Here is a 24,668-nt window from a genome sequence, read left to right on the forward strand (position 1 = left end):
AATCAGCCTCCTTTGCGCGGGGCCCGGTGAGAAGAGGCGGGAAGGCTCCTGTGGCGTTCCGAAAGAGAAAGAGAAGCCGCGCCGGCCTTCCCACCCCTTGCCACCTGTCGGCCCGATAACCAGGGACACGTCGATTGTTCCACGGCGCACGCGAACCTTTCAGGTCATCGATGATTGTTAACCCCCTCAAAAAGAAGTGTTAACACCCGCGACCATTCCTTGTTACTGCGAGGAAACAAATCGACTCCTATCGCGCGATGGACCCCCAATGCCCTACAATGAAGGAGTCGCTTTGCATGAGATCGGCGCAATTTTGGTCACAAAATCGAGTTTTGGTTCTTCGGAAGCGTCAAAATGGAGAGAAAACCCTATGATTTATCGTGATTCGATACATTATAGGGACCCAAAACCTTTCGTTGGCTCGTTTTTCATCCAAAAGAGGCGCAAAACTCGACTTTGTGACCATTTTTTTCAAAATGCTTTGTCATACCGCGGAAGGATGTGCCCATGAGCGTTACATTTCGACAGGTTGAGCGCGACGAGGAAGTCGAGGCCCTGGCCCACATGGCCCATCATATTTGGAACGAGTACTGGCCCGCGTTGATCGGCCAGGCCCAGACCGACTATATGGTGGAGAAGTTCCAGAGCCTGAACGCCTTCCGCGCCGATATTGCCGACAACGGCTACGAGTATTTCTTCATCATGGACCGCGAGAACGCCACGCCGCGAGAACTCGACCAGGCCGTTCACGGGGCCGATATCCACGATGAGGGCCGACCGGCCCCCGCGGGCGCCCCCGATGCTGTGGAATCCGACCGCGACGGCGAGCTGGCCCACGACGCCGAGGACTTCGCCCACGAGGCCGCCAAGCCGCGCATCATCGGCTACACCGGCGGCCACGCCGAGGCGGACACGAACCGCTTCTTCATCTCGAAGATCTACCTGCTGAAGGAGCATCGCGGCCGCGAGCTTGCCGGCTCCGTCGTGCACTTCTACGAGCGCATCGCCCGCGAGCGCGGGCTGGATGCGCTGTACCTCACCGTGAACAAGCAGAACAAGATGGCCATCCGCGCCTACGAGAAGCACGGGTTCAAGACCATCGACGCCGTGGAAACCGACATCGGCGAGGGCTTCATCATGGACGACTACGTCATGGAGAAGAAGCTGAAGTAGCCCGGCACCCCCGAACATGCGAAGGCCCGCGATTACGCGGGCCTTTTCGTGACATAGGTTGTTGCGTGCGCTACTTCAGGCGAGCCCGCACCGTGGTCGCAATGCCCTCGGCGTCAAGGCCGAGGTCGGCGAAAAGCTGGCTCACGGGCCCCTGCCCCACGAACTGGTCGGGGATGCCCAGGGCCACAGCGGGAACGGTCGCGCCCTGGCGCGCCAGCACCTCCAACACGCCCTCGCCCGCGCCGCCGGAGATAACGCCCTCCTCCAAAGTGACCACCAGGCGCGTCCTCGCCGCCTCGGCGATGGCCTCCTCATCCAGGGGCTTCACCCAACGCATGTCCACCACACGGCACTCGATACCATCGGCGGTCAGCAGCTCGGCGGCCTTCTTGGCCTGGCCGACCATGCGCCCGAAGGCGAGCAGGGCCACATCGTCGCCCGCGCGCACCACGCGGGACTTCCCCACCTCCAGCACCTCGGGCCTATCGGGCAGCACCGCGCCCTCGGCCTCGCCGCGCGGATAGCGTAGGGCCACCGGGCCGGGCAGTGCGAGCGCCGTGTGCAAGGCGCATGCCAGCTCGGCCTCGTCGGAGGGAGCGAGCATCCGCATGTGCGGCACCATGCGCATGTACACCATGTCGAACACGCCGTGATGCGTCGGGCCGTCATCGCCCACTAAACCGGCGCGATCCAGCGCGAACACCACGTTGGCATCAGGCAGCGCGCAGTCGATGATCATCTGGTCCACCGCCCGCTGCATGAAGGTGGAGTACAGCGCCGCCACCGGCTTCTTGCCGCCCGCGGCCAGACCAGCCGCCATGCCCACGGCCTGCTCCTCGGCGATGCCCACGTCCACGAAGCGCTCGGGGAACTCGGCAGCGAAGGTTTTAAGCCCCGTGCCGCCGGTCATGGCGGCCGTGATGGCAACCACATCGGCATCGTGGGCCGCCTCGTCGGCCAGAGCCGCGCCGAACACCTCGGTGTAGGTGGGATGCTTGGCAGCCTTCTTTATGGCATTGCCCGTGGCAATGTCGTAGGGCCCCGTGCCGTGGAACGCTTCAGGGTCGCGTCGGGCGGGTTCGTAGCCCTCGCCCTTGCGCGTGACCACGTGCACGAGTGCCGGACCGTCCATCTCCAACACCAGCGAGAGAATGTCGCGCAGCTCGGCGATGTTGTGGCCGTCGATGGGCGCAGTGCACACGATGCCCAGCGCCTCGAACAGCATGCTGTGGGGAATCACCATCTGCTTCAGCGATTCCTTCATGTTCTTCCCCAGGCTGAGGAACCCGCGCGTCACCGGACCGCCGGCCTCCATGGCCTCCTGCAGGCTCTCGCGCGCTTCGCGGTAGTGGTTGTTCGCGCGGATATTGCCCAGATGCTTCATGAGCGCGCCCACGTTGCGCGAGATGGACATCTCGTTGTCGTTCAGGATGATGACGAGCGGCAGCTGCTCGTTGCCCATGTAGTTCAGCGCCTCGAAGGCCATGCCGCCCGCCAAGGACGCGTCGCCAATAACCGCCACCACCTTCTCGTGGGTACCCTTCAGCTGGCGCGCCTTCGCCAAACCTGTGGCGATGGACAGCGAGTCGGAGGCATGGCCGGAGAAGTGCACGTCGTACACGCTCTCCGTGGGCTTGGTGAAGCCGGAGATGCCCCCGTAGGTGCGCAGGGTCTTGAACGCCTCGCGACGGCCGGTCAGCAGCTTGTGGGCGTATGACTGGTGCCCCACATCGAACACCACACGGTCGCGTGGCATATCGAGCAGGCTCTCCAGTGCCACGATGATGTCCACCGCGCCGAGGGACGAGGCCACATGACCGCCCGTCACCGAGGTGGTGGCGACGATCTCCTGGCGAATCTCAGAAGCGAGAATGGCCAATTCCTCGTTGGTGAGCACCTTCAGGTCGGCGGGAGAGTTGATGGCATCGAGAATACGCGGGACATCCATAGCTTATCCTTTAGGCCTCGTTGGGCGCGAGCGGAACAGCGAGAAAGGCCGTATCGGTTGAATCCGTGGGGGCGGTGCTTGCGCCGCCCTCCTCGACTGAGGAAACATCCGCACTCGTAGCCGAGGGGCGACCGAGGTCGCCCCCTACGGGATCGGTCCCGATATCGACCGCCGCGGCGGATTCGACCCCGGTATCGGTCGCCGAGGCGGGCTCGGATCCCCGATAGGCGTCGATGTCCTGCTCGGACAGATCGCAGGCCGAAAGCCCCAGCTTCACGGCCTCCTCGTACAGCTTCAGCGCGTCGTCCAGGGAAATATCCTCTGCGGACACCTCGTCGACGATCTGCGCCAAGCGCGTCTGCACGTCCTCGAAGTTGCGCCCGGCTTCATCGGCCATGGCCTACACCCCCACCTGAACGCATGCGGCGGCGCCCGAGGCGCCCACAAGAGCGCCCGCGGTCTCGGTGGAGACCTCCGGCGCACCCTCCACGGCAGTACCGGCGACGCCCTCGGGCGGCATTTCGTCCATGGTGCGGGCGATACGGCCCAGCACGCCGTTCACAAAGCGCGGCGAATCCTCCTCGCCGCCGAAGTCCTTCGCCAGCTCCACCGCCTCGTTGATGGACACCGACACCGGCACGTCCTCGCAGTGCAGCATCTCGTAGACGGCCAGGCGCAGGATGGAGCGGTCCACGATGGGCATGCGCGAGAGCGCCCAGTTCTCGGACGCCCCCTCGATACGCGCATCGACGGCATCCTGGTTCGCTTCCACCCCGCGAATGAGACCCAAGGCGTAATCGGTCAGCGCGCCCTCGCGGATGCGTCCGAACTCGGAAGGCGCCTCATCGGGCGCCGCCTCGGGGGCGGGCTCGGGGGCCATCTCGGTGGCCACCAGGCAGCGCCCCTCGTCCAGCAGCTTCGAGGGCGACTCGCCCTGCAGCTCGCTCGTGTAGAGAACCTGCACCGCGAAGGCGCGGTCGCGAGTCCTCTCGTGTTTCCTTGAAGCCATCGACGCTCCCTAGGATTTGAACTGGATGCCGTCGACGTACACATCCACCGCCGACACCTCGACGCCGGCCTGAGTGGCCAGCGACTCGGCGATGGCGGTGCGCAGGGCGCTTGCCAGCTCGGGCAGCACAAAGCCGTAGTACACTTCCACGTGCACGGCCACGTACAGCTTGCCGTCGTCGCCCATCTTCGTCTCGATGCCGCTCGTGGAGGGCTTGCTCGCCAGCATGGAGCGGATGCCGCTCGTGGCGAAGTTGCCCAGCGAGGCGACGCCGTCCACCTCGCTGGCGGCCACGGAGATGATGGTCTCCATGACGCCCGGGGCAATCGACAGTCCCTCGACGTTCATTTCATTGGTCATAGTACGTCTCCCATCTGGGTTTCGATGAAGTCCGTCGTGGCGTCGCCGGCCAGGAACACCTCGTTTTCCAGCACGCGCTGGTGGAACGGGATGGTGGTGGCAATGCCCTCGATCACGAACTCGTCCAGGGCGCGGCGCGCACGGGCCACGGCCTCTTCGCGGTCCTGTCCATGCACGATAACCTTTGCGACGAGGGAATCGTAGTGCGGCGAGATTTTAGAACCAGGCCGTAAATAAGTTTCCACGCGCACGCCCGGGCCCGCCGGCGGGATGAAGGCGGTCACCGTTCCCGGGCACGGGCGGAAGCCGTGGGCCGGATCCTCGGCGTTGATGCGCAGCTCGATGGCATGGCCCGCAGGCGCAAAGGGCGCGCGGGGGGCGCAGCTCATGGGCTCGCCGGCGGCGATGCGCAGCTGCTCCTTGATGATGTCGGTGCCGGTGATCTCCTCGGTGACGGGGTGCTCCACCTGCACGCGGGTGTTCATCTCCATGAAGTAGAACTCGCCGCGCTCGTCCAGCAGGAACTCGATGGTGCCGGCATTGCGGTAGTCCACGGCGCGCACGGCCTTCAGGGCCGCCTTGCCCATGGCGCGGCGCAGCTCGTCGGTCAGCGCCGGCGAGGGGGCCTCTTCCAGAAGCTTCTGGTGACGGCGCTGGATGGAGCAGTCGCGCTCGCAGAGCGCCACAGCGTTGCCGTGGTCGTCGGCCAGCACCTGCACCTCCACGTGGCGGGGGCGCAGCACGAGCTTCTCCAGGTACACGCCGTCGTTGCCGAAGGCGGCGCCCGCCTCGGTGCGGGCGGCCTTGTACTGGGCAGCCAGATCGGCCGGGTCGTGCACCTCGCGCATACCCTTGCCACCGCCGCCGGCCGTGGCCTTGATGAGCACGGGGTAGCCCACCTGCTCGGCAAAGGCGGCCGCCTCCTCCACGGTATCCAGGCAGCCGTCGGACCCGGGCACCGTGGGTACGCCGCAGCCCTTCATGGTCTCACGGGCACTGGACTTGTCGCCCATGCGCTCGATGCACTCGGCGGCCGGACCGATGAACACGATGTCGTTGTCGGCGCAGGCGCGGGCGAAATCCGCGTTCTCGGCCAAAAAGCCGTAGCCGGGGTGGATGGCCTCGGCGCCGGTGTTCTTCGCCGCCGCAATGATGGACGGCATCACCAGATAGCTCTTGGCCGACTGAGCAGGGCCGATGCACACGGCCTCGTCGGCGTACTGCACCGGATAGGTGTCCGCGTCCTCGGTGGAGTACACGGCCACGGTCTTCACGCCCAGCTCGCGGGCGGCGCGCATGATGCGCAGGGCCACTTCGCCGCGGTTCGCGACGAGAATCTTGTTGAACATGATTAGTTCTCCGGCAGGGTCGGCACGGGCTCGTGGGGCTCCACGTAGAAGAGCACGGTGCCGTACTCCACAGGCGTGGCATCCGACAGGCACACCTCGCGCACGGTGCCCATCTCCTCGGCGGTGATCTCGTTCATGAGCTTCATGGCCTCCACGATGCACAGCGTCTCGTTGGCGGCAACCTCGTCGCCCACCTTCACGAAGGGCGGCTCGCCGGGAGCGGGGGCCTCGTAGTAGGTGCCCACCATGGGGGCCACCACGGGCTTCCAGCTGGCCGGGCGGTCGTTGGCCGGCTCGGCGGCAGGCGCCGGGGCAGCAGGCACCGGCGCGGCCTGGGCCACGGGAGCCGCGGCAGCCGCGGGGGCGGCAGCGGGCGCGCCCTGACCGGGCATGCGCACCGCGATGCGGACGCCCTCTTCCTCAACTACGATCTCGCCGACGCCGCTCTCCTCGGCAACGCGAACCAGCTCGCGAATCTGATTGATATCCACGTAATCGTCCTCCTTGGTGCCGCTGGATTCCTGCTCCAGCATGAAATCGACCTTCTCGGAAACACGGTGCTTGGAAAGGTAGGTGCGGGCCTCGTTCGGGAACAGGGCGTACATGAGCACGTCCTCCTCGCTGTGGGCCAAGTCCCCGATCTCCGCGGCCACCTCGTCGTAGGTGGTAGTCACCAGCGTGCCCGGCGCGATGTTCGGATCCAAGATCTCGGAATCGCCGGCCACCTTCGCCACGATCTCCTTGTCCATGTGGCCCGGCGCCTTGCCGTAGTAGCCGCACACGTAGTCCTTCATCTCCTTGGAGATGACGCTCCAGCGCTTGCCGGTGAGCACGTTGAACACCGCCTGGGTGCCCACGATCTGGGACATGGGGGTCACGAGCGGCGGGTAGCCCACCTCGGCGCGCACCTTCGGGATCTCCGCCATAACCTCGGGCAGGCGGTCGACGGCCTTCTGCACCTCCAACTGGCTGATGAGGTTACTCATCATGCCACCGGGCACCTGGTGCGAGTACACCTGCATGTGGATGAGCGACGACACGCCGCGCTTGTAGTGGCCGCGCTTGCGCATCTCCTCCCAGTACTCGGAGATCTCGAACAGCAGGTCCAGGTCCAGGTCGGTGTCGTAGCGGCTCTCCTTCAGAGCGGCCACGATCATCTCGACGGCCGGATGCGAGTTGCCGAAGGCGAGCGGCGCGTGGGCGGTATCGGCCACGGCCACACCGGCCTCGGCGGCCTTCAGGATGTTGGCCGGGGCCATGCCGCCGACGTAATGGCAGTGAATGTGCACCGGCAGGCCGATTTCCTCGTTGAAGGCCTTCACCATGCGCTCGGCACGGTAGGGCGTCAGCATACCGGCCATGTCCTTGATGGCGATGGTGTCGGCGCCCAGGTCCTTCAGCTGCTGGCCGTACTCCAGGTAGGAGTCCAGCGTGTGCACCGGCGAGATGGTGTAGGAGATGGCGCCCTCGAACAGCCCCCCGTGCTCCTTGATGGCCTCGGCGTTGTCCACCACGTTGCGGATGTCGTTCAGCGCGTCGAACACGCGGAAGACCTCGACGCCGTTGCGATGGGCCGCTCCGATGAAGCGGTTCACGATCTCGCGCGAGTAGTGCTTGTAGCCGACCAAGTTCTGGCCGCGCGACAACATGGCGAGCGGGGTGTTGGGCGTGTTGGCCTTAATGGCGCGCAGGCGCTCCCAGGGATTCTCGTCCAAAAAGCGCAGGCACGAGTCGAACGTCGCACCGCCCCACGCTTCGATGGCCCAATAGCCCACGCGGTCCATCTTCGGCAGAATCGGCAGCATGTCGCCGATCTGCATGCGGGTGGCCCACAGGCTCTGCTGACCGTCGCGGATCGTCGTATCCATGATCTGAAGCCGTGGCATGAACTCACACCTCCTTATAGATAGTCAAAGATCAATTGTTGCATTATAGGGGACGCCTGCCACGGCCCGACCCGCGATGCCGCGATTTGCCGACAAGAAACATCAACGAAGCGGCGGAAGGAGGGCCGCGAGAGAAAAGGAGCAGCCCAGCCCGCCGGCTGAGGGGGGGCCGGCGGAAGGCACGCGGCTGAGGGGGGCCGGCGGCAGGCAGCCCGGGCGCCCGCCTCGTCCCTGCCCGGCGCTCGCGGATGCAAAGGCACCCCGAGCTTTTCCTTCGCTGGGGCCGAAAGGCGTAAGACGAGCATCTTGCATTTTATACCCCGCTCTCATCAGGCTAAACACAAAGTTTACCCCGCTGGGGTAATGGCTTTTCGCCCTCGGGCGGCGCACACTGGGCGCATCGTCTCCGAGGAACATCAGGAAGGGAGGATGCGATTATGAGCATCGAAGAGAACGAGGTCGCGCAGGCGACCGGGACGCCGACGGAGGGAGGTACCTCGCCGCGAAGGCCCCGCAAGCGCGGGTGGATCGTCGCGGGCGTCGTGGCGGCCGTGATCATTGTGGCCGGTGCTGGGTTCTGGGTGTGGCACGAGCAGCCGAGCTTCTGCAACGCCATCTGTCACAGCCCCATGGACTACTACGTGGAAACCTACGAAAGCGACAACCCGCAGCTGGGCGTGACGGCCCACGCCGAGGCCGGCGAGGCGTGCCTCGACTGCCACACCGCTGAACTGACCACGCAGATATCCGAGGTCATGGCCTGGATGTCGGACAACTACCCCATGACCGAGGACGGCACCATGCTCGCCACAGGTAAGGAATTTGCCAGCGAGGAGTTCTGCGCCCGCCCCGAATGCCATCACGCCGCCGGCACCTCCTTCGATGAGATCACGGCGAATCTGTGGGGATTTGCGGGCAACGACGAGAAGTACAACCCGCACGCGAGCCATCAGGACATGGCCCTTGAGTGCGGCGACTGCCACAAGATCCACGAGAACCAGGTGCTCGTGTGCAACGAGTGCCACGACCTGACCCTGCCCGAAGGATGGGAGGCCCCCCATGCAGAGTAACGTTTCCCGTCGCAGCTTCTTCAAGGGCGCGGGCCTGGCGGCCCTGGGCGGCCTTTCCGCCGCCGCGCTTTCCGGGTGCGGCCACGGCTACGCGGCCGAGGAGCCCGCAAACCCCCGCACCGGCGACTTCGGCGGCCCCTCGTGGCTGGGCGCACCGCCCGAGATTCTGGAGTCCGACATCGCCGAGACCCTGGAGACCGAGGTGCTCGTCGTGGGCATCGGCACCGGCGGCATCCCGGCCATGATCTCGGCCGCCGAGAACGGCGCGAAGGTGCTCGGCATCGACCGCCAGGGCGAGCCGAGGAACGTGCGCGAGGACATCGGCGCCATCGACTCGCGGCTGCAGCAGGCGTCCTTCGACGAGTTCCCCCAGTTCTGCATCGACAAAATGGAAGCCATGGAGGACATCGTCCGCTACGCCAACGGATTTGTGAACTACGATTTGGTGAAGCTGTGGGCCAACGAGTCCGGTGCCATGGTGGATTGGCTCACCGACATCGTGCAGCGCGACGGCAAGATGGTCATGGAGTTCGAGGGCGGCGTGGGCGACATCTCCGACCCCGGCCGCGACAAGGCCTACGCCACTGGCCACAGCCCGCAGCTGACCGACGCGGTGGGCGAGGACGAGGAATGGGGCTTCGCGGAGTCCATCCTGGCCTACGCCGCCGAGCAAGGCGCCGAGGTGCGCTGGTACTGCGAGTTCATCAAGTGCGAGACCGATGATACGGGACGGGTGACCGGCGTCATCGCCCGCGACGTGAAGGGCGACCGCCACTACCTGCGCATCAACGCCAGCAAGGGCGTGATCCTGTCCACCGGCGGCTACAGCAACAACCTGGAGATGATGGAGGACCGTCAGGCCTGGAACCAGAAGATCCGCATCGCGGCCCCCGGCTCCGGCGGCAACCCCACCGGCAGCGGCATCAAGGCGGCGCTGTGGCTCGGCGCCACCATGGACCCGCTCGGCGCGGCCTGCACCTTCAACCGCGCCTGCGTGAAGCCCGACCAAACCGCCGGCGACGGCGTGCTCGGCCGCTGGTTCTGGTTCGGCGAGCAGCCCTTCCTCAAGCTGAATTTGAAGGGCGAGCGCTTCTGCAACGAGAGCGGCCCCTACGACTACATGCTGCACTCCACCATCATGCAGCCGCACCAGACCTACGTGGACATCTGGGACGCGAACCACGCCGCCCAGGCCGAGGCCATGGACGAGGTGGGCTGCTGCCGCCTGTTCCCCTTCGACAACGGGGCCAGAAACAACATCCCCATGCAGGTGGTGGACGGCATGATCGAGAAGCTCATCGAGGACGGCTACGTGCAGAAGGCCGACACCATGGAGGAGCTGGCCGAGAAGCTGAACCTGCCCGTGGACGCCACGGTGGCCTCGTGGAAGCGCTACAACGAAATGGCCGCCGCCGGGGTGGACGAGGACTACAACAAGGAGAAGCACCGCCTCATGGCCATCGACACGCCGCCGTTCTACGGCGTGCGCACCGGCGCGTGGTTCCTGGCGACGCTCGACGGCGTCACCATCGACACGAACATGCACCCCTGCGACGAGAACGGCGACGCCATAAAGGGCCTGTACCTGACGGGCAACGACTCGGGCGGCTTCTTCTCCGTGAGCTACCCGAACCTCATGACCGGCCTGGCCTGCGGGCGCACCATGACCTTCGGGCGCCGCGCCGGCATGCTGGCCGCCACCGGGCAAGCCTAAAGCCTGCCTTTCCCCTCTCGCCCTTCCAGGGATGCCGCCGGTTGCCTCCCCCTCCAGTGACCAGCGGTTATAAAACGCAAGACCCCCCATCCCGCGCGGATCGGGGGTCTTCGCGTGTACAATGGAGGAAACGGGAAGGGAGGCGCCATGGAGGCGTTGCAAGAAGAGAAGCGCCCCGCCGGGGCCATCCGCGGGTTCGCGGCGCTGCTGCTGGCGTTGGGGGCCACCACACTCATGAACGGCTCCATCTTCCCGCAGTTCGACGCCATTTTCATGTTCGCCCGCGACATCTCCGTCACCTGCTCGGCGGTCACGCTGCTGGGGCTGGGCCTGGCGGCCTATCGGATGCCCCATATGCTGCGACATCGGGCATTGGTGGGGGCTGCAGCAGGCTGTCTGGTAGTCGGCGGCGCTGTGCTGGCCGCAGGACTCGCGCTCGCCTCGCCGGCAGCCCTGGTGGCCGGAGCGAGCATCGTGGCGGCGGGAAGAGCCGTGGCCACGGTGACGACGGCCCTCTTCGTGGCGCGGCTGACATCGCACCAGGCGGCCGTAGTGATCGCCGCGGCTTACACGCTGCAGCTGGCCGCGAGCCCCGTCGCGGGAGCGGTCTCGCCGGCGGTCGCCACCGTCCTCTTCCTCGCCTTCCCGCTGGCGGCGCTCGCCCTTACAGCCCGCGACGCCGGCTTCTTCTTCGACGCCGCCTGCCACCGTCCCTCTCCGAGCGACCTGTCCGTCACGCGGCCGGCCTCGTTTTTGGCCCCGTTCTCGGCGCTGTTCGGCTGCCTGTTCCTGTTCCAGGTGGCCTTCGGCTTCGCGCTTCGCTTCGACGAGGTGGCGGGAGCGCCTCGCACCTCGCTCTTCTCGGCGGTGCCGCTGGCGCTTGTGGCCCTCTACGTAGTCTTCTCGCGGCGGCGCTTTCCTGCCGACGGCGTGGTGCAGCTGTCGGCACTCGTGGTGATGGCGGGCTTTCTGCTGTCGACCCAGCCCCTGCTCGCCGCCGACGGGCCCGCGGCCGACGTGGCGCTGCTGAACGCCGGCAACGGGCTGTTCTCCATGGCGGCCCAAATGGCGCTGGTGGCCATCGCCGCCCGCAACCCTCTGGGAGCCATCACGACGGTGGCCTGGGGAAACGGCGTGTCGGCCCTGGGATCGCTCGTGGGGGCGGCGGCCGGCATGATCGCCAACGGGGCAACGGCGGGAAACCCCCTGCTGCGGGCAGCTATCCCCGCCGTGCTGCTGCTGGTGTTCGCCGCCTACGTGATGGTGGGCCTGAAGCGCTTCACCTTCGCGGGCGCCATCGACGGCATCGAGCCGGTAACCGCCGATCCAACGGCGTCGGAGGCGGCCCAAACGCCCGAGGAAGCCTTCGCCGCCCGCTGCGAGACCGTGGCCGCCGAGTACGCGCTGACCCCGCGCGAGGCCGAGGTGTTCGCCATGCTGGCCCGAGGGCGCGACCGCAGCTACATCGAGGAGGCGCTCGTGGTGTCGCGCAACACCGTGAAGGCCCATGTAAAGCACGTCTACGCGAAACTCGGCATCCACTCGCACCAAGAGCTCATCGATCTGGTGGAGGGCTAGGAGGCTGAGGGGCACGAGGGACGGAGGCGCGGGCAGCGAAGGCCGAAGGTGGGAGGCGGAAGAAACAGAACGGGCGCCGAACACACTTTCCGCCGTCTGAGGTAAGAAAAAGTGCGATTGTGCGAGTTTTTCACTGTTCAAAACTCGCACAATCGCACTTTTTCTTGCATCCGTCGTCTCTCTAGACGCAAAATACTCGCACAATCGCACTTTTTCTTACATGAAACGCGAGAAACCTGTCCTCGGACAAAAAGAAGCGGCCCAGATGGGGTCGCTCTCGTCTTTGTCCCCAGCGGCCACTTTTGCGCGGGTTTGTCAATCGAGAAACCGTCTGCGAATTATGAACAATTTACTCGCCTTTTCGAGGATTTGGCCGCCCAGCGCCCCTGCACTATAAAATACGGGGAAGCAAACGCAACTTTGGAGGCAGCATGGCCATTCGCATCATCGTGGACTCGTCGGCAGACATGGAAGAGGAGTACGCCGCCGCTCACGGCATCCAGATCATCCCCATGACCATCACCTTCGGCAACGAGGAGTTCGCCGAGGGCGTCGATATCTCGCGCACCGAGTTCTTCGAGCGCCTCATCGAGAGCGACGAATTGCCCCGCACGAGCCAGATCCCGCCCATGGTGTTCCAGGACATCTTCGCCGAGGTGGTGGCTGCGGGAGATACCGCTGTGGTCATCACGCTTTCGAGCCATATCTCGGGCACCTACCAGAGCGCCTGCATCGCCGCCGCTCCCTTCAAGGAGTCCATCTTCGTGGTTGATTCCGAGAATGCCACCGTGGGCGAGCGCCTAGTGGCCGAACGTGCCTGGGCCCTGCGCGACGAGGGGCTCGCCGCAGCCGACATCGCCTACTGCCTCGATCGGGAAAAGAAGGACATCCGGCTCGTGGCGGCCCTCGACGGCCTGGAGTACCTGCGCCGCGGCGGTCGCATCTCGGGCGCCGCGGCGGCCATCGGCGGCCTGCTCTCCATCAAGCCCGTAGTGGGCGTGGTGGACGGCAAGGTGGTGGTGCTGGGAAAGGCCCGCGGCTCGAAGGCCTCGCGCTCCATGGTGTTCGAGGAGATCGAGAAGGCCGGCGGCATCGACTTCACGCGCCCGGCATGGGTGGCTTATTCGGGGCTGTCCGACAAAATCGGCCGCAAGTACATCGCCGACTCACTGGAGCGCGCCGCCGCCGAGGGCATGATCGCCACGCAGGACGCGGTGGAGCTGCCCCTCACGCTCGTGGGCGCCGTCATCGGCACCCACGTCGGCCCCGACGGCGTCGCCTTCGCCTTCTTCGCGAGGGAATAGCAGAAACCGTAATCGAACATTCTGTTTGCGACTCCCCCTAATCGGAGGTGGCGGGTATTCCCATTCGCTCAAACAGTCCTCGCTCTGCGAGACAGGACATTAAGTCCTGTCTCGTTCGCTGCGGAACTCGCTCGGTGGAAACACCCGCCACCTCCTCTACGCTCCGCCATAGCTGAAATAGAAAAGCCTCCCGAAGGAGGCTTCCTCAACCTGCGATTTTTCCGCGACTGCTAGACGCGCTTGATGACGCGGCCGTCGCGAGTGTCGATCTGCAGGACATCGCCGATCTCGATGAAGGTGGGCACCTGCACTTCCTTGCCCGTCTCCAGGGTGGCCGGCTTCAGCGTGTTGGTGGCGGTGTCGCCCTTGAAGCCCGGCTCGGTGTGGGTGACCTCCAGCTCGACGAACATCTGCGGCTCCAGGCTGATCAGCTCGTCGCCGGCGTACAGCAGCGTGACCTCGTCGTTCTCCTTCAGCCAGTCGGACACCGAACCCACCACGTCGGCAGCGATGGGCATCTGCTCGAAGGTGTCGTTGTCCATGAACCAGTAGTCGGCGCCATCGTTGTACAGGTACTGCATCTTCTTGGACTCCAGGCGCACCGAATCGAACTTGGTGCCCGCGTTGAAGGTGTAGTCCACCACGCGGCCGGTCTTGATGTCCTTCAGCTTGGTGCGCACGAACGCACCGCCCTTGCCCGGCTTCACGTGCTGGAACTCGACGATGGTGCACATCTTGCCGTTGTTGATGATGCACATGCCGTTCTTGAAATCGGCGGTAGAAATGCTTGCCACGGATGTTTCCTTTCATGTTCACGCGCCGTGGAAACCTCTTGCTCGCACGTCGCGCCTGACTCAAACCGTTACAGTATAGCCGTCTTGCGGGCATTCTGCAAAGACCGGAGCCACCGCCGTTGCCCGTGCCGTACGTCAGCCGGCTCGCAAGCCGTCGCATCCGGCAAGCTCGCGGGCCTCCTCTGGTACGGGGGCCTCGGCGACTCTCGGCCCGGGGGTTGTCTGCGGGCGCGGCCGATGGCGGCGAACGGCGCTCCGCAGCTTCCCGTACAGATCCATGTACCAGTTCACCACCACCCCGGTGAACGCGGCGCAGACCAGGGTGCCCTCACGCACGCCGGCCAGATGGCCCACGAACAGAAACGCGCAGATGCAGCCGAGCAGCGCGCAGGACAGGTCGAATAGCACCTTGCCCGTGCCGAAGCGGATGCCCGTCTTGCGCACCACGGCCTGCACCACAGCCTCGCCGCAGTTCATCACCGTGCCCGACACCACCGTCATCACAACGCCCAGGGCGAGCACCGCCATGCCGACGGCAAGCCACAGCCACGACGCCACATAGCTTGCCGGCTCGGCCGGCCCGATGAGGGCCATGAACCCGTCGATGCACACGCCGAAAAACACCGAGATGGGAATCTGCCACAAGTCGACCAGGCGGAACTCTCGCCGCAAGATGGCCACCTGCACCAGCACGAGGAAGCACTGCCACCCCAGCATGAAGGTGCCGAAGCTGACGGCGGGAAACCCGATGCTGAGCACGTTGGGCGTGGCCGAGATGGGGGAATTGCCCAAATCGGCCTTCACCACGACATCGATGCCCAAAGCCATGACCGCGATACCCGCCAGCATGAGAGCAACGCGCCCGGCCATGAACAGGGCGGCTCTGGCCGAGAACGAACGCGACGGCAGACGCGACGGGGCGCCGGAGCGATCACGCCCCATGGACTTGCCCTTGGTCCGAATCTCGCTTCCCCGATTGATCGCAGACCGTATCGCCATGTCATCACCGTCCTCTCGCTTACGTTTTACTATGACTCTTACAGTTATAGCACTGCGAGAAGAACGCCCACGGGCACGATTACGCGAAGGAGGGGAAGGGCGGGGCGCATGGCCATTCCCCTTTCCTATGGCGCCATAGGAGCCCTTCGGCAGCAGGCTCCTCCCCTAGCGCGGGGTCGCGGCAGCCGCGTTGCCCCCGGCCTCGCTCGTCTGGGCGCGCAGGCGGCCGGCCACCAATGCCACGGCGAAGATGGCCGCCGCGAACAGCACCATCACCCCCGCGCAGAGCAGCACCTCGCCCGCCGGCGCCGATGCGGCCGCGGCATTCAGCCCCGTGCCGAGCCAGTGCACCGGCGTGAACATGGACGCGGTGCGCACGGCTTCGGGCATGAGGTCGGTGCTGACCCACACGCCGCCGAGAAACGTCAGCACCATGCCGGTGATATTCCCCACGGTGTTCGACACGTTCTCGCCGCAGCCCAGCTGCCCGAGCAGAAACGCAATGGCCAGCGGCACCAGCAGAAACGCCAGCACGAGCCCCAGCACGAAGGCCAACGCCCCCGCGGGAAGCGCCGCGGCCGCATCGCCGAAGAACACCAGGCCGATGCCGACGATAACCGCGCACACCCCGAGGGCCACCACGAGCCCCGCCAGGGCCTTCTGCAGTCCCATGGACAGCCCCGATGCGGGCGATACGGCAACGCGCCGGCGCACGTCGGTGCGGTTGAATGCGCCCATGAGAATGCCCACCGACACCACCACGGCCACCGTGAGGGGGTACGCGCTCCACTGCAGGTAGAAGATGAAGGCCTCGCAGCCGGACACCTCGCCGGGCGCGGCCACCTCGCGGATGGTCGCGGTCTTCTCGGATGCGGCCTCGGCCTGGGCCACAACCGCTTCCGCATCGGCCGTCGGTTTCAGGGCAGCGGCGGCGCGAACCAGCTGCAGATACTGGCTCACCTGGGTATCCACCAGCGTCGCCCCCATCGATTCGAAGCTGAACACCGTCTCAAGGCGCGGCGAGGCGGTACCTTCACGGGCTGCCTTAAGAAAGCTCTCCTCGAATCCCTCGGGCACGATGAGCAGATAGCGCACCTCGCCCGTGGCCACGGCGTCCTGGCACGCCCGCAGCTCGTCGGGCACCTCCACCGAGGGACCCTGCTCGGTCAGAAACGCCGCCACCGAGCGCGAGAGGTCGGACTGGTCGCGGTCGATCACCGCGAAGGGAATCTCGGCCGACTCGTATTCTCCCGATGCGGCCGGCGGGTACAGACCGCTCGTCACGAACAGGCCCATGAGGCTTAGGAACCCCACGTATATGATGAGGTAGATGGGATGCTTCGCCACTATCTCCAATGCGTATCTACAGGCTCGCATAGCGCTGCCTCCTCATGAACAGGGCGCCCACGGCGAACAGCACCGCCGCAAAGACGCCGATCTCGGCCACGTTCGCCGCGAACACTTCCAACCCGTCGTAGTAGTACAGGCTGTAGAACATGTCGCAAATGGCCTTGGCGGGATTCAGCGACGCCAGCACGGGAAACTCACGCGCCACCAGATCGGCCAGCTCCATGCAGGGCTCGCCGTAGAGCCCCGTGAACAGCGACAGCAGGCACACGATACCGGTGAGAATGCCCGTCTTCGAACCCAGGTCGATCTTGGGAAGGGCCCCGAGCGCCGTGCCCAGCGCGCAGGCCAGAAGCGCGGCGGCGCCCAGCCCCGCAATGCACCACCCCTCGCGGCCGGCGAAATCGACTCCCACCACCAGGCGCGTGTACAGAAACGCGATAACCAGACAGCCGAAGCTCACGAGCCAGCAGGCCGCGAGCGTGGCCGCCAGGGTGCGCGTGCGCCCGATGGCCCCCAGCGCCCGGCGCGCGCCCAAAGGCGACAGGTTCGGCTGGGTCCAGCAGATGGCGAACACGGAAATCTGGGCCCCGAACAGGGCGGCCATAGCGAAGAGCGCGTAGTAGAAGCGCACAGTCTGGGCCGGGGCGTTGCGGGTGAGCGACACCTCCTCGGTGACATCTCCCCCGCTGAAGGCCGCGGCAACACGGTCGGGATCGGCGAGCAGGGCCGGGTCGGCCATAGCAAGGGATGCCATGAGGTCGGCATCGCGCACATACGCCGTCACCACCGACTCCAAGATGCTGCGATTGACGGCATCGGCCGAGGTGCTGGCCCCTATCTGGAGTCCCGGCGACAGCGCCAGCTCCGGCTCGCCGCCCCCGTCCACCGAAAGCACCCCCATCACTTCCCCGCTCGTCAGAGCACGAAGGGCCTCCTCGGAATCGGCGAAGGGGCGCACATCCAGCAGCTGGTCGTCGCCCGGCTCGCCGAGGGCCTCCACCACTTGTGCGAACGGCGACGCCTCCCACGCCTCATCGGCCACCACGGCCGTGGGCACCGGGTCGAACGCGGTGGCGTCCTCGATGCCCGCGAACATGAACATGAAGATGGTCGCCATCAGCATGGGGAAGGCGAGCGACCAGATGAACAGCCCCTTCTCGCGCAGCAGCGCGCGCAGGGTGCCGGCAAACAGCGTGCCCATAGCGCCCCCTAGTCTCTCAGCGCTTTGCCGGTGATTTCCAGGAACACGTCGTTCAAGGTGGGCGGCTCGGCGTACACGCGGCCCAGGGGCAGCCCCGCCGCCGAGAGCACCGCCAGCACGTCTCCCACGTTGTGCGCGCCCTGCTCGCACTGCACGACCAGCTCCGACTCGGTGTAGGTCACGCGCCGCACATGCGGCAGCGCCTCCAGCTGGCCGCGCGCCCCGTCGGGAAGGGCCGCCACCTCTACGAGAATGCGCTCGCCGGCGCCGACCATGGCCTTCAGCTCGGCATTGGTGCCCACGGCCACCGAGCGACCCCGGTCCATGATCATGATGCGCGAGCAGATCTCCTCCACCTCTTCCATGTAGTGGCTCGTGTACACCACGGTGCAGCCCGCCTCGTTCATGGCGCGGATGCCCTCTAAAATGGCGTTGCGGCTCTGGGGGTCCACGGCCACCGTGGGCTCGTCGAAGAACGCGAGGCGGGGCCTGTGCGCGATGCCGCAGGCGATGTTCAGGCGCCGCAGCAGGCCGCCCGACAGCTTCCGCGGGCGAAACGACGCGTAGTCCTCAAGCCCCACGAATGCGATGGCCTCGTCTACCAGGCGTGCCCGCTCGCGGCGGTCGCCCACGTACAGCGCGCAGAAGAAGTCGATGTTCTCGCGCACGGTAAGCTCCTCGAACAGCGCCACGTTCTGGGGCACCACGCCGATCATGCGCTTCAGATCGTAGCGGGTGGGGCCCATGGGCTGCCCGAACAGCGAGATGGAGCCCTTGTCGTAGGTGAGCAGCTGCAGGATGCAGTTGATGGCCGTGGTCTTGCCCGAGCCATTGGGCCCGAGCAGCCCGAATATCTCGCCCGGGGCAATTGCCAGGTTGAAGTGATCCAGGGCCACCACGTCGCCGTAGCGCTTCACCAGGTTCTCCACCACCACGATATCGCCTGCGGCCCGTGCGCCGTCGGATGCTGCGCGCTCGTCCACGGGGCCTCCTTCCTTCGTCAGGTTCACTGGTTGCATTATTTCAAGGGAGCGGGCGCGGCAGAAGTGCCAAATGTCACGGTTTTCGCCTAGCTCGGCGACGCGCCCTTATAATGGCCCCATGGATCGCGCCATCGACAACACCGTGCTTCTGGCCCTGGGCATTCCCGTCATGCTCCTGGCACCGGTCGGGCCTGCAAGCGTCGCCGCGCTGCTTTCGGCCGTGTGCGCGGCCTGCGCCCTGGAACTTGCCCGACGCGCGCCGGTGCGCATCACCGTGGCCATCGTCTTGCTCGCGGCAGCGGCGGTCGTACCCCCGCTGGGCGCTTTCGCAGCGATCGCGGCCTACGCTGCCTGGGCCTTCCACCTGCGCGGCCTGCGCTGGGCGTGGCCGCTTCCGCTCGCCTGCACTGCGGCGGCGGGGCATTTCACCCTGGCCGCAGCCGCGCTGGCCTTAGGACTGCTCGCCTGCCTTATGGGATGGCGCGCCCGGCGAAACGCCGAGGAGCGGGAACGTTTACGCTCGCTGCGCGATGCCGTGCAGGAAGAACGGCTCGTCCTTGCCGAGCGCGCCCGCGACCTGGCCGAACGGCAGGATCTGGAAGTTAACTGCGCGGTACTCGATGAGCGGGCGCGCATTGCGCGCGAGATCCACGACAACGTGGGGCATCTGCTCACCCGCTCGGTGCTGCAGGTGCAGGCCGCCGGCGTGGCCCACGGAGCCGATGCGCCCGTGGCCCGCGATTTGGATGCGGTGACGGCAACCCTGCACGAGGCCCTGGACACCGTGCGCGCCTCGGTGCACGACCTGCACGACGCGGCCCTCGATACGCGCACGGCCCTGGAGGCGCTGGTCGCGGAGTTCCCGGGTGTTGCCGGCACCCTCTCGTTTCAGGCCGGCGCCCTGCCGCGGCCCATAGGCCTCGCCGTGCTCGCCATCGTCCGCGAGGCCCTCTCCAACGCCGCAAGCCACGGGCAGGCGCGCCATGCCACGGTGCGCGTCACGGAATTTCCCCGCTTCTACCAGCTTGTCGTGGAAGACGACGGGCGCGCTGGCAGTGCGAGCGCGGGCAGTGCGGCCTCGACCGATGCGAGCGCAGCGGCTGCGGGCCTCGGACTCACTTCCATGGCCGAGCGGGCGCACGCCCTCGGAGGCACCTTCTCCTTCACGCCGCTTGCCGCCCCGCGCACGGGCAGCCGCGTGTTCGCCACCTTCCCCAAGCCCCAGGAGGACGCATGAACGCCGAGACCAGTAGCACCCGCAGCACCGGCAACGCCGACACCAACCGCCCCGGCAACTGCACCGGCAACGCCCACGCCATCACCGTGATCCTCGTCGACGATGACCCGCTCATCGTGCAGTCGCTGCGCACCATCCTGGAGGCCCGCGACGCCGTGCAGGTGGTGGGCACGAGCACCGAGGGCTGCGCGGCCGCAGGCCTGTACGCCGCAAGCCGTCCCGACATCGCGCTGCTGGACATCCGCATGCCGCATACGTCGGGCCTGGCCGCGGCCGAGCGCATCCTGGCTAGCGACCCCGATGCCCGCGTCGTGTTCCTCACCACCTTCGCCGACGACGACTACATCGTGCGCGCCCTGGCCCTGGGCGCCCGCGGCTACCTCATCAAGCAGGATGTCGCCACCCTGGAAGGCGCCCTGCGCGCCGTGATGGACGGGCAGATCGTCATGGGAGCCGAGGTGAGCGGGCGCGTAGGGGCGCTCGCGGGCCGCAGCCTGGAAGGCGGCAGCGCCCTGGCCGGCAGCCTAACCGAGCGCGAGCGCGAGGTGGCCGAGCTTATTGCCGAGGGGCTCGACAACCGCGAGATAGCCGCCGCGCTGTACCTGTCCGAGGGAACCGTGCGCAACCACATCTCGGCCATCCTGCAGAAATGCGGCCTGCGCAACCGTACGCAAATCGCCATCGCCTGGTGGCGCTAGCAACGAGCCGTCACCTCGGCCCCTGCGCCCGTCAGCCTGGCTCCCTTCGCCGCTTCGCTATCGCGACCGCCAGCCGGATGCGCACCGGGCGCCCCTCACCGCCCGACACCCTGCAATTTCGTGCAAGAAATCGGCGGCGGAACGCCTATCATGGTCACGTTATGGAAGCAGCCCCCGCCCCACATACCGAATCGGTGCGCCGTACCCTGAACGGCACGATTGAGCTGCGCCGCTTCGCCGGCCTCGACCAACCGTTCGCGCCCCATGCCCACGATTACCCGGTCATCGGCCTTATGCGGCAGGGACACCGCCTCATGGAATGCAACCGGCGGCGCTACCGTCTGGGGCCGGGGCACCTGCTGGCCCTGAACCCCGGCGACGCCCACGGCTGCACGCAGGAGGGCGCCTCCCCTCTCGCCTACGACAGCGTGGCCCTCATCGGCATTCCCGACTGCCCGCCGCTCGCCGGCCCCGTTGCGAACGACCCCGAGGCCGCGGCGTACATGGGCGCTGTCGTCGCGTTCATGGAAGCGCCCGAGCCCGATAACGCACGCATCGAGGAGGCGCTCTGCCTGCTCGTGGGACGGCTCGCGTCAGCGCCGGCAACGGCGCCCGACGACCGCGCGGCACAGTCCATGGCCGCATATTTGCGCGACCACGCGTCGCAGAGCGTGCGCCTGGAAGAGGTGGCCCAGGCCGCCGGCCTCGACAAGTACCGCGCCCTGCGAACCTTCAGCAGCACCTTCGGCCTCACGCCCATGCGCTACCTGGCATCCCTGCGGGTGGAACGGGCCCGCGAGCTTCTGGTCGCCGGGGCGAGCTGCGCCGAGGCCGCCTGCGCGGCCGGCTTCTCCGACCAGGCCCACCTGACGCGCGCCTTCAAGGAGCGGCTGGGCACGACGCCGGGCCGCTACCAGCGCGCCGTGAGGGGGAACGCGCGATGAAGGCCCATGCGTTGGCGGCGCTCACAGTGTTCGTGTGGGGCATCACCTTCGTGTCCACCAAGGTGCTCCTCGTTGACTTCGCGCCCGTATGGATCCTGTTCGTCCGTTTCGCCCTGGGCTTTCTCGCCCTGTGCTGCGCGCGCCCGCACCTGCTGCGCTTGCAAGAGCGGCACCACGAGCGGCTCTTCGCCCTGGCGGGACTTGCGGGCGTGGCCTGCTACTTCCTCATGGAGAACGTAGCACTCACCTTCACGAGCGCCACCGCCGTGGGGGTCATCGTGGCCACCTCTCCGCTCTTCTGCGCCCTCATGAGCTGGGCGCGCGGAAATCGCGGGGCCCTCACCGTTCGCTTCGTTGTCGGTTTCGCGCTGGCCATGGCAGGCATCGCGCTCGTCAGCTTCGCAAGCGGCGGCGCCATCGGCGGCAGCCCGCTCGCCAACCTCGCAGGGTGCAGCCTCGCGCTGGGCGCGGCGCTCGTGTGGGCCGCCTACTCCACCATCGTCGCGCGCATCGCCGAGGCCGGCTACGAAACTCTGGCCTCCACCAAGCGCATCTTCGCCTGGGGCCTTCTGTTCATGCTGCCGGCGCTGCCCTTCGGAGGGCCGCTGCCAAATGCGGCGGCGCTTACCGACCCCGTCAACCTGGCCAACCTGGCCTTCCTCGGCCTGGGAGCCTCGGCCGCCTGCTTTGCCACCTGGGGATTCGCCGTGAAGCATTTGGGCGCCGTCACCACAAGCACCTACATCTATCTCGTGCCGGCCGTCACCGCCGTCACCTCGGTCATCGTGCTCGGCGAGCCCTTCACCGCCCCCATAGCCGCCGGCCTCGTCCTCACCATCGCCGGCCTCGTGCTGTCGAACCGCCCCTGACAAACGCTCCTTGCAGGAGGGCTTCTGCTATTAGGCGGCCATGCGGTCCTTGCGGCGGCCGGGCACGAGCAGCCGCGGGCGCGGCATGACGCGCGGGGAGACGGCGGCAGGAGCGGCCGCCAGGGCGCCGGGTGTCGGAGACGGCACGGGAGCAGCGGGGGCAGCCGGCGCGTCCTTGCGGCCGTCCACGTAAGTGGCGGCCACCACCGTGCCCACGATGAGCGCCGCGCCGGCCAGGCCCACCGGCGTAAGCGTCTCGCCCAGGAACAAATAGGCGAACAGAGCCGTGAACACCGGCTCGCCCGTGAGCAGCAGCGACACCGTGGTAGAGGTGAGGCGGCTCAGCGCCAGGCTCTGCAGGAAGAACGCCAGGCAGGTGGACAGCAGGGCCAAAAACGCGATGATGCCCCAGGCCACCGGTTGCACCGCCGCCACGTTCAGCGCCGGCTCCCACAGAAGCGCGCAGCCCAGGCACAGCGCGAAGGCCACGGCGATCTGCGTGCCCGCCACGGTGACGGCGTCCAGCTCGGCCAGGGCCTGCTTGCCGAACACGAGCGCACCGGCCAGCGCCACCGAAGACGCCAGCGCCATCAGCTCGCCCGGGCCCACCGCAAGGCTTCCGCCCTGGCTGCACAGCAAATACAGGCCGCCGGCCACGCCCACCTGGAAGGGAATGACAGCCCGCGGGTAGCGCCCGCGCTCCACCAGCGTGGAGAGGAAAGGCGCGAACACCACCGGCAGCGCCACGAGGAAGCCCACGTTGGTGGCGGTGGTAAGGTCGAGCGCCACGTTGCAGCACAGATACGACACCGCCATGCACGCAGCCTGGGGCAGCCACGTGCGCACGCGCACCTTCCGCAGACCGCGCGCCATGCGACGGCCGAAGAAGAGGGCGAACACCACCGTGGCCAGGCCGAAGCGGACAGCCAGACACCACAGGGGCGTGATGGACTCGTAGGCGAACTTCGTCACGGCGCTTCCCGATCCGAAGATGACCACTTCAATGAGCACGAAGGCCACAAACGGCCAGCGTGCTTGCTTCCAATGGCTCATGGCTCCTCCTTTCGGCCTCATCGCGCGGGGCACCTCGTCGGCGCAGGGCCGCCGTCCCAGCAGCCGCCCGCTCCAAAGCGCACGATTCCAAGCCCCCGCAAGGGCGTTTTCTTTCTGGATTAGGAACGATTGACATACTAATCTCGTCACCAATGAAAGTAAAACGAGACTTCTTGTAAAACTTTTCAAGAAAGTCTTATACTGGTGCAACTGCACCACAAAACGAGGCGACAAGGAGGCCCGCTGTGGCCAATCAGAAATACGATGCGTTCCTGACGGTGGCGCGCCTTGGAAGCTTCAAGGCAGCCGCCGAGGAATTGGGCTATACCCAGGCGGGAATCAGCTATCTGGTGAACGCGCTGGAAAAGGAGCTCGGCCTCACCTTGTTCGTGCGCGAGTACGGCGGGGTGCATCTGACCGGCGAGGGGCGCGAGGTGCTCGGCCTTGTGCAGGCGATCAACGCCGACGAGCACGCACTTGCCACCCGCGTGCGCGAGCTGAACGACCTCGAAGGGGGCCTCGTGCGCGTGGGCTCGTTCACGAGCGTGGCCATCGAGTGGTTCCCCGGCATCGCCAAGGCGTTCTTGGACCGGTATCCGAAAATCGACCTGAAGCTTTTGTGCGTGGACGACGAGGAGGAGCTGCTGGATGCCGCCTGGGAGGGCCGCGCCGACTGCGCGTTCTCCGTCGCGCCTCAGAAGCGAAACCTGGACGCAGTGCCGCTGCACACCGATCCCCTGCTTGTGGTACTGCCGCCCGACCATCCCCTGGCCGACGCCCCCGTGTTCCCCACCGAGGCCCTGGCCAGCGAGCCCTACATCCAGCTGCAGGGCAACGCGCGCCCCTCCGAGATGGAGGCCCTGTTCGAGGCCAACGGCGTGACCCCCAGCGTGCGCTTCACCGTGGACTCCGACTACGCCGTCATGTCCATGGTAAGCGCCGGGCTGGGCTTCTCGGTGCTGCCGAGCCTCATCCTGCGGCGCACGCTGTTTCCCTTGGCCGTGCTGCCGGCCGAGCGCGAATGCGCCCGCGAGATATCGCTGGCGGTACGGTCGCAGGACACCGCCTCGGCGGCCACCCGCGCCTTCGCCGAAGTCACCCGCCAATGGGTGGCCGAGCAGTACCCGAGCGCCATGGCCCGCTAGCCCC

The 24,668-nt window shown here is 66.7% G+C and carries 22 protein-coding genes; 10 read left to right on the top strand and 12 right to left on the bottom strand.

Annotation, left to right across the window (positions count from 1 at the left end):
- Window positions 1-507: 507 nt before the first annotated feature.
- Window positions 508-1,173: a GNAT family N-acetyltransferase gene (locus tag VIN30_RS04870; RefSeq protein WP_338209755.1), complete on the top strand. Its 666-nt coding sequence runs from the start codon at window positions 508-510 to the stop codon at window positions 1,171-1,173.
- A 70-nt stretch (window positions 1,174-1,243) separates the two neighbouring features.
- Here VIN30_RS04870 and dxs read toward each other — a convergent pair whose 3' ends face one another.
- The 6 genes from dxs to accB are packed head-to-tail and all read right to left on the bottom strand — an operon-like array spanning window position 1,244 to window position 7,725.
- Window positions 1,244-3,121, bottom strand: a complete 1,878-nt coding sequence (gene dxs / locus VIN30_RS04875) for a 1-deoxy-D-xylulose-5-phosphate synthase (RefSeq protein ID WP_338209757.1) — start codon at window positions 3,119-3,121, stop codon at window positions 1,244-1,246.
- Between the two features lie 10 nt (window positions 3,122-3,131).
- Window positions 3,132-3,518 carry an exodeoxyribonuclease VII small subunit gene (locus VIN30_RS04880; RefSeq protein WP_338209759.1) on the bottom strand — a complete coding sequence of 129 codons (387 nt, stop codon included), beginning with the start codon at window positions 3,516-3,518 and terminating at the stop codon, window positions 3,132-3,134.
- 3 nt (window positions 3,519-3,521) lie between these two features.
- Complete coding sequence (gene nusB / locus VIN30_RS04885) at window positions 3,522-4,130, bottom strand: transcription antitermination factor NusB (RefSeq protein WP_338209761.1); 609 nt, start codon at window positions 4,128-4,130, stop codon at window positions 3,522-3,524.
- A gap of 9 nt (window positions 4,131-4,139) precedes the next feature.
- Window positions 4,140-4,490 (bottom strand): Asp23/Gls24 family envelope stress response protein, encoded by a 351-nt coding sequence (locus VIN30_RS04890; protein ID WP_338209763.1) that lies wholly within the window; start codon window positions 4,488-4,490, stop codon window positions 4,140-4,142.
- Window positions 4,487-5,839, bottom strand: a complete 1,353-nt coding sequence (gene accC, locus VIN30_RS04895) for an acetyl-CoA carboxylase biotin carboxylase subunit (protein ID WP_338209765.1) — start codon at window positions 5,837-5,839, stop codon at window positions 4,487-4,489. Before accC ends, VIN30_RS04890 begins: the two co-directional genes overlap by 4 nt.
- A 2-nt stretch (window positions 5,840-5,841) precedes the next feature.
- Window positions 5,842-7,725: an acetyl-CoA carboxylase biotin carboxyl carrier protein gene (accB, locus tag VIN30_RS04900; protein ID WP_338209767.1), complete on the bottom strand. Its 1,884-nt coding sequence runs from the start codon at window positions 7,723-7,725 to the stop codon at window positions 5,842-5,844.
- A 437-nt stretch (window positions 7,726-8,162) separates the two neighbouring features.
- Between accB and VIN30_RS04905 the strand changes: the two genes are divergently transcribed.
- The 4 genes from VIN30_RS04905 to VIN30_RS04920 all read left to right on the top strand — a co-directional run bounded on the left by VIN30_RS04905 (window position 8,163) and on the right by VIN30_RS04920 (window position 13,391).
- On the top strand, window positions 8,163-8,795 hold the full coding sequence (locus VIN30_RS04905) for a cytochrome c3 family protein (protein WP_338209769.1): 633 nt from the start codon (window positions 8,163-8,165) through the stop codon (window positions 8,793-8,795).
- On the top strand, window positions 8,785-10,509 hold the full coding sequence (locus VIN30_RS04910; RefSeq protein WP_338209771.1) for an FAD-dependent oxidoreductase: 1,725 nt from the start codon (window positions 8,785-8,787) through the stop codon (window positions 10,507-10,509). The genes VIN30_RS04905 and VIN30_RS04910 overlap by 11 nt, the downstream gene beginning before the upstream one ends.
- 147 nt (window positions 10,510-10,656) lie before the next feature.
- The gene (locus VIN30_RS04915) at window positions 10,657-12,087 is read left to right on the top strand and encodes a helix-turn-helix transcriptional regulator (protein ID WP_338209772.1); all 1,431 of its coding nucleotides are present in this window, start codon (window positions 10,657-10,659) and stop codon (window positions 12,085-12,087) included.
- Window positions 12,088-12,518: 431 nt separating this feature from the next.
- Window positions 12,519-13,391 (top strand): DegV family protein, encoded by an 873-nt coding sequence (locus VIN30_RS04920; protein ID WP_338209774.1) that lies wholly within the window; start codon window positions 12,519-12,521, stop codon window positions 13,389-13,391.
- Between the two features lie 230 nt (window positions 13,392-13,621).
- Here VIN30_RS04920 and efp read toward each other — a convergent pair whose 3' ends face one another.
- From efp to VIN30_RS04945, 5 genes are all read right to left on the bottom strand, one after another.
- The gene (gene efp / locus VIN30_RS04925) at window positions 13,622-14,185 is read right to left on the bottom strand and encodes an elongation factor P (protein WP_326424308.1); all 564 of its coding nucleotides are present in this window, start codon (window positions 14,183-14,185) and stop codon (window positions 13,622-13,624) included.
- 135 nt (window positions 14,186-14,320) lie between these two features.
- On the bottom strand, window positions 14,321-15,127 hold the full coding sequence (locus VIN30_RS04930; RefSeq protein WP_338209777.1) for a YczE/YyaS/YitT family protein: 807 nt from the start codon (window positions 15,125-15,127) through the stop codon (window positions 14,321-14,323).
- Window positions 15,128-15,349: 222 nt separating this feature from the next.
- On the bottom strand, window positions 15,350-16,561 hold the full coding sequence (locus VIN30_RS04935) for an ABC transporter permease (protein ID WP_338209779.1): 1,212 nt from the start codon (window positions 16,559-16,561) through the stop codon (window positions 15,350-15,352).
- Complete coding sequence (locus VIN30_RS04940) at window positions 16,548-17,735, bottom strand: ABC transporter permease (protein WP_338209781.1); 1,188 nt, start codon at window positions 17,733-17,735, stop codon at window positions 16,548-16,550. Before VIN30_RS04940 ends, VIN30_RS04935 begins: the two co-directional genes overlap by 14 nt.
- Window positions 17,736-17,743: 8 nt before the next feature.
- The gene (locus tag VIN30_RS04945; protein ID WP_338209783.1) at window positions 17,744-18,718 is read right to left on the bottom strand and encodes an ABC transporter ATP-binding protein; all 975 of its coding nucleotides are present in this window, start codon (window positions 18,716-18,718) and stop codon (window positions 17,744-17,746) included.
- A gap of 118 nt (window positions 18,719-18,836) precedes the next feature.
- On the opposite strand from VIN30_RS04945, the gene VIN30_RS04950 reads away from it, so the two are divergent.
- The 4 genes from VIN30_RS04950 (at window position 18,837) to VIN30_RS04965 (ending at window position 22,466) form a co-directional block, all read left to right on the top strand.
- The gene (locus VIN30_RS04950; protein WP_338209785.1) at window positions 18,837-19,955 is read left to right on the top strand and encodes a sensor histidine kinase; all 1,119 of its coding nucleotides are present in this window, start codon (window positions 18,837-18,839) and stop codon (window positions 19,953-19,955) included.
- Window positions 19,952-20,653, top strand: a complete 702-nt coding sequence (locus VIN30_RS04955) for a response regulator (RefSeq protein ID WP_338209787.1) — start codon at window positions 19,952-19,954, stop codon at window positions 20,651-20,653. The genes VIN30_RS04950 and VIN30_RS04955 overlap by 4 nt, the downstream gene beginning before the upstream one ends.
- A gap of 161 nt (window positions 20,654-20,814) precedes the next feature.
- Window positions 20,815-21,597, top strand: coding sequence for a helix-turn-helix domain-containing protein (locus tag VIN30_RS04960; protein WP_326424322.1), 783 nt, complete (start codon window positions 20,815-20,817; stop codon window positions 21,595-21,597).
- Window positions 21,594-22,466 carry a DMT family transporter gene (locus VIN30_RS04965; protein ID WP_338209790.1) on the top strand — a complete coding sequence of 291 codons (873 nt, stop codon included), beginning with the start codon at window positions 21,594-21,596 and terminating at the stop codon, window positions 22,464-22,466. Before VIN30_RS04960 ends, VIN30_RS04965 begins: the two co-directional genes overlap by 4 nt.
- A gap of 30 nt (window positions 22,467-22,496) precedes the next feature.
- Here the strand turns inward: VIN30_RS04965 and VIN30_RS04970 are convergent, their stop codons facing one another.
- Window positions 22,497-23,519, bottom strand: a complete 1,023-nt coding sequence (locus VIN30_RS04970; protein WP_338209792.1) for a DMT family transporter — start codon at window positions 23,517-23,519, stop codon at window positions 22,497-22,499.
- 245 nt (window positions 23,520-23,764) lie between these two features.
- Between VIN30_RS04970 and VIN30_RS04975 the strand changes: the two genes are divergently transcribed.
- Window positions 23,765-24,664: a LysR family transcriptional regulator gene (locus VIN30_RS04975; protein WP_338209794.1), complete on the top strand. Its 900-nt coding sequence runs from the start codon at window positions 23,765-23,767 to the stop codon at window positions 24,662-24,664.
- Window positions 24,665-24,668 lie beyond the last annotated feature (4 nt).

It is taken from the genome of Adlercreutzia wanghongyangiae (assembly GCF_035989245.1).
GTDB classification, from domain to species: domain Bacteria; phylum Actinomycetota; class Coriobacteriia; order Coriobacteriales; family Eggerthellaceae; genus Adlercreutzia; species Adlercreutzia wanghongyangiae.